The organism is Paenibacillus sabuli (assembly GCF_014705605.1).
Lineage (GTDB): Bacteria > Bacillota > Bacilli > Paenibacillales > Paenibacillaceae > Paenibacillus_D > Paenibacillus_D sabuli.
In genome coordinates, this window is record NZ_JACXIZ010000090.1 from 1 (window position 1) to 3,920 (window position 3,920).

A 3,920-nucleotide genomic window follows, 5' to 3' on the forward strand; every position below is an offset into this window, starting at 1 on the left:
ACGCCGCCAAGGTGCGACTTGTGCAAAATCTCGAAATCCTGCGAATGCGTGAGCATTCGTGAGCAACCCTCTTAAATACGAGGGACGGTTGCGACAGCGGCTATTTAGCCAAAAAAAGCGCCGATCAAATTGTAACGGTTGCCACAGGTCTTATTTCCGTAAAATCGATCGAAAACGCGCGATTGGAGCCAATTAAGCGCCGTGGGAACCGTTAGCCTGCAAATCGCCTGAAATGGATCGAAATAAGTACGCTCGCAACCGTTAGCCTGGCAGCGTCCGTTAGCCCACGGGGCGGCGGAGGTGTGGACGAATGCACGGAGCGCATTCCGCCGGTGCCTGAAGATGGAGAGCACAATCCCCAGACTGTCAATTCTCGCATCCGCGAGGGATGCGACGGACGTGATACCGAACAACGAGCGTAGTTACAAGTTTCAATCCACGCATCCGCGAGGGATGCGACAGAAAAATACCTTAATTCTGGGTATTTAGTGCCGTTTCAATCCACGCATCCGCGAGGGATGCGACTCCTTGCTTGCACGATCCAGACCAACAGCGAGACGTTTCAATCCACGCATCCGCGAGGGATGCGACTAGCACTTGAAGCGTTAAAGCAGCTCGGGAACGAGTTTCAATCCACGCATCCGCGAGGGATGCGACTTGACCGCTGCTCGCCGTCGTTCTTTCGCTCCAGGTTTCAATCCACGCATCCGCGAGGGATGCGACAAGCACTATTGATAGATGGGCAGATGCCATAGAAGGTTTCAATCCACGCATCCGCGAGGGATGCGACCGGTAGGCGACCTCGCAAAAATGGGCGCATGTGGGTTTCAATCCACGCATCCGTGAGGGATGCGACAGATTCTAAGGGCTAGGGATGATAAGGAACAAAAGTTTCAATCCACGCATCCGCGAGGGATGCGACTTCAGGCAGCGCCTCCACCTTCACTCCGTCGATGTTTCAATCCACGCATCCGCGAGGGATGCGACCCGCGTGGCCTTTGTCGCCAACGGCGGCGGCGTTGTTTCAATCCACGCATCCGCGAGGGATGCGACATCCAGTTCGCACAAGACAACAGAGAGAACACAAGTTTCAATCCACGCATCCGCGAGGGATGCGACTTGCGCAGGATGGCCGCATCATATTCCGCGTTATGTTTCAATCCACGCATCCGCGAGGGATGCGACACCGCCGAATTTGTGGAAGTGGACGCGCTGGAGGGTTTCAATCCACGCATCCGCGAGGGATGCGACTCGTTCGCAATTAAAAATGTGTGTACCGACAATGTTTCAATCCACGCATCCGCGAGGGATGCGACAGAAAGTAGTGGCCGGGGTTGACTGGGGTTATATGTTTCAATCCACGCATCCGCGAGGGATGCGACTCTAATGGAGTAGATATATTTGGAGTTCTGCCTGTTTCAATCCACGCATCCGCGAGGGATGCGACACTAGATTGACCGTATAAGCGTCAGAGTAACTGTCGTTTCAATCCACGCATCCGCGAGGGATGCGACAGCGGCGCCCGGGAGCCCTTACTCGGCAAGGGCTCCCGGGCGCAAAAGTGCGAACCTATTTTTAGTATACATTTATTGGTCCAAAAACACGAGTCTCTAATTAAAAACTCAGTCCTGGCGCGGGGTGCGAACCTCCCGGGGATTTCATGTGCACCTGAGGTTCGCACCACGAGTAATGCAACCTGGACGGAAACGCCTCTCCCGCCCGAAGCCTTGCCGATTCAGTCGAAAAGTACAGTTCGCGCAACGGGCGACTCAGCATGACCCTCGCCAATACCCAGGTTGCATGCTTTGCAGGGGCGAGGCCCCCGCCAAACGCCTAACTCCCTTCAATTCCCCCCTTGCTGCGCTTGCCGTAGTGCGACGGCGCGACGCCGACGAGGCGGCGGAAGATGCGGCTGAAGTAAAATTCGTCGCCGAAGCCGACGGCGGCGGACACCTCCTTTACCGGCGCGCCGTGCATGAGCAGGAGCCGCTTGGCGCGCTCGATGCGCAGCTGCGTGAGATACTTGACCGGGGGCACGCGCATCGTCCGCTTGAACAGGCGCGAGTACGAGCTCGCCGTCAGTCCGGCCATCGCCGACAGCGTGCCCATGTCGATCTTGTCGCGGTAATGCTGCTGCATATAGACGATCGTCTGCGCGATCGCTCGAACGGATTCGTTGCCTGACGCTGGATTCATCACTGACCACTCCTCCATGAAATCATTCATCGTCGCCGCTAGACATGCTCTGCCAACGGATGCCGCAGTCCCAGATGCTCGCGCAGCGTCGCGCCTTCGTATTCTATGCGGAACAAGCCGCGCTCCTGCAGCTCGGGCACGACCTTGTCGACGAACGTCTCCAGTCCGCCCGGGAATAGCTGCGGCATGATGTTGAAGCCGTCTGCCGCGCCCTCCCGGAACCAGCGCTCCAATTCGTCGGCCAACTGCACGGCGGTCCCGGCAAAGGCGAAGTGGCCGCGTCCGGCCGCGAACCGGTGCACGAACTGACGCAGCGTCATTCGCTCGTCGCGCGCCAGGTCGAGCAGCAGCTGCTGGCGACTGCGCAGCGCGTTGATCGACTCCGGCGCCTTGGCCCGCTCGAGCGGCACCGGGCCGTCCAGCGGATAGCCGGCCAGATCGGCGTCGAAGCGCGTCGAGAGGCGCCGCAGCGCGTCGGGCATGTCGATCAGCTCGCCGAGCTCGGCCTCCAGCTCGCGGGCTTCGGCCTCGGTATCAGCCACGATCGGACACAGGCCGGGCATGATCACCAGCTCCTCCGGGCTCCGCCCGTAACCGGCCAGCCGCCCCTTCATATCGGCGTAGAACGCATGAGCCGCCTCGTACGTCTGCTGCGCAGTGAAGATGACCTCGCCGATTCGCGCGCCCATGGCGCGGCCGCTCTCCGAGGAGCCCGCCTGCACGAGCACCGGGTAGCCCTGTGGCGCGACCGGCAGACGATAAGGCCCCTGGGCCCGGTAGTATTCGCCGTCGAATGCGGCCCCGCCTTGCCACATCCACTTGACCGCCTCGACGAACTCGCCGGCCATCCGGTAGCGCTCCGAATGGTCCGGATGGCGCGCCCGGCCGAAATTGGCCGCCGTACCGTCCGCGCTGCTCGTCACAATATTCCAGCCCGCTCGGCCGCCGCTGATCCGGTCGAGCGTCGCCAACTGCGCGGCCAGATGATACGGCTCGCAGTAGGTCGTGCCGACGGTCGCGATCAGCCCGATCCGCTGGGTGGACTCGGCCAGCGCGCCGAGCAGCGTGGTCGCCTCGAGCTTGTTGATGATTCCGAAGTAGGCGTCGCTGACGAACAGCGAGTCCAATCGTCCGCGCTCGGCCACCTCGGCCAGCCCGCGGTAATAGGCCAGGTCGAGCGTCTGCTCCGGCACGACCCCCGGATGCCGCCAGGCGGCCTCGTGATGGCCGGTGCCGTGCACGAATACGTTCAGATGCAGCATCCGGCCCGCGTGATTGCCTGTCATTGACCTCCCTCCCTTCCGATCGGCACGACAGCGTAGCGGCTCGCCGGACGATCCAGCCCAAGCCCGCTGCGCAGCGTCTGCGCCGGTTCGCCGGCTGCGAGCAGACCGCGCCGCCGCAGCTCGGGCACGACCAGCTCGACGAACCGTGCCAGTGTCTCCCCGCGTCCCAGTCCCATCAGGTGAAAGCCGTCTGCCGCGCCGCCAGCCAGCCAGCGCTCCAGCTCGCCCGCGATCGCCTCGCCGGTGCCGGCCAGCACCAGCGGCGGCGGCGCTGCATGGACCTCGCCGGGCGACGTCCGTAGCGCCCGCTCGAGCGCCTCGGCCTCGGCGCTCGTCCGCGCCGCCAGCGGACAGAGCCGGACGAGCAACCGGCAGCTCCCCGGCGGCCGGCCGCCGCGCAGCAGCTCTGCCTGCAGCCGGCCACGCTGCCGGGCCGCT

2 protein-coding genes, 1 pseudogene and 1 CRISPR repeat array are annotated in these 3,920 nt (G+C 62.5%); all 3 genes and pseudogenes read right to left on the reverse strand.

The genetic code is table 11. The features are described 5' to 3' along the window. Positions 1-363: 363 nt before the first annotated feature. Positions 364-1,514: direct repeats of the CRISPR family, unit length 32 nt; unit sequence GTTTCAATCCACGCATCCGCGAGGGATGCGAC. A gap of 319 nt (positions 1,515-1,833) precedes the next feature. Next, entirely contained in the window at positions 1,834-2,196 is a 363-nt protein-coding gene (locus IDH44_RS26150) for a helix-turn-helix domain-containing protein (RefSeq protein WP_190921763.1), read from the reverse strand. A 38-nt stretch (positions 2,197-2,234) separates the two neighbouring features. Continuing rightward, a complete protein-coding gene (locus IDH44_RS26155) occupies positions 2,235-3,482 on the reverse strand; it encodes an LLM class flavin-dependent oxidoreductase (protein ID WP_190921764.1) in 1,248 nt (415 codons plus the stop codon). Beyond that, positions 3,479-3,920, reverse strand: a pseudogene (locus tag IDH44_RS26160) (hypothetical protein); the annotation flags it as partial. The gene IDH44_RS26155 and the pseudogene IDH44_RS26160, both read right to left, overlap by 4 nt.

Bases quoted from the DNA above. Each gene is read 5' to 3' on its own strand.
- IDH44_RS26150 (WP_190921763.1), bottom strand. From the start codon at position 2,196: ATGAATCCAGCGTCAGGCAACGAATCCGTTCGAGCGATCGCGCAGACG.
- IDH44_RS26155 (WP_190921764.1), bottom strand. From the start codon at position 3,482: ATGACAGGCAATCACGCGGGCCGGATGCTGCATCTGAACGTATTCGTG.